Source organism: Snodgrassella sp. B3837 (assembly GCF_026535955.1).
GTDB classification, from domain to species: domain Bacteria; phylum Pseudomonadota; class Gammaproteobacteria; order Burkholderiales; family Neisseriaceae; genus Snodgrassella; species Snodgrassella alvi_E.
The window spans coordinates 475-1597 of the sequence record NZ_JAFNPI010000011.1; the positions used below are offsets into that span (position 1 = coordinate 475).

The window sequence follows — 1123 nt, forward strand, 5'->3', positions numbered from 1 at the left end:
AAACAGTCTCAGTACGGTAACGGAAAATGTAAGCAGCCTGTCTACAGGTCTGAGAGAAACCAATACCAATGTAGCAGCCTTGCAGCAAAATGCATTACAATGGAATAGTGTGAGCGGTGCTTTTGATGCAACCCGTAATGGCCATGCTCAGAAATTGACCGGTATTGCTGGTGGAGATATTAGCGCTGTTTCAAGTGATGCCATCAATGGCGCCCAGATGTACAGCTTGTCTACTCTGACACAGGCAGGACTGAGCAGTAGCAGTACGGGGCTGAGCAGCTTAAGTAGTGTTACATCGGCAGGTTTGTCTACTGTCAATGAACGAGTAGATACGCTGACCAGCACCACTCAATTAGGACTGGCTAGTGCCAGCACAGGCTTAACCAGCCTGAGCAGCAGTACTTCATCCGGTCTGACCAGTCTGACATCCAGTCTGAGTAGCACAAATCAGAACCTGACCACCCTGCAGCAAAATGCCTTACAGTGGAATAGTTCGCTAACAGCTTACGATGCCAGTCATGGCGGTGGTACAGCTCAACGTATTACTAATGTAGCGGCCGGCCGGGTAGCCTTGGATTCTACTGATGCAATTAACGGTAGCCAGTTGTTTAGTTTGTCTGGTTCTACTTCAACCGGACTAAGCAGCCTGTCTACTAACCTGAATGAGGTAACCAAAAATCAGTTGGGTAGTCTGTCTACCATCGTTACTGATAGCCTCAGTACAGTAATTAAGAGTGTAAGCAGTCTGTCAACTGGTTTGAGTGATACCAATACCAATGTAGGTAATCTGCAAAAGGATGCACTGCAATGGAACAATGCAGTGAACGCTTATGATGCCACTCGTGGCGGTCGTGCGCAGAATCTGACCGGTATTGCTGACGGAAATATCAGTGCCGGCTCTAGTGATGCCATTAACGGTGCTCAGATGTACAGCCTGTCTACTTTGACGCAGGCAGGATTGAACAGCAGCAGTACTGGACTAAGCAGCTTGAGCAGTGCCACATCAGCAGGTTTGACTAATGTTAATAACAAAGTGGATACGCTGACCAGCACCACTCAATTAGGACTGGCTAGTGCCAGCACAGGCTTAACCAGCCTGAGCAGCAGTACTTCAACCGGTCTG

At 48.4% G+C, this 1123-nt stretch carries 1 pseudogene; it reads left to right on the forward strand.

The annotated features are described in order from the left end of the window. A pseudogene (locus J3U67_RS04015) lies at window positions 1-1123 on the forward strand (hypothetical protein); the annotation flags it as partial.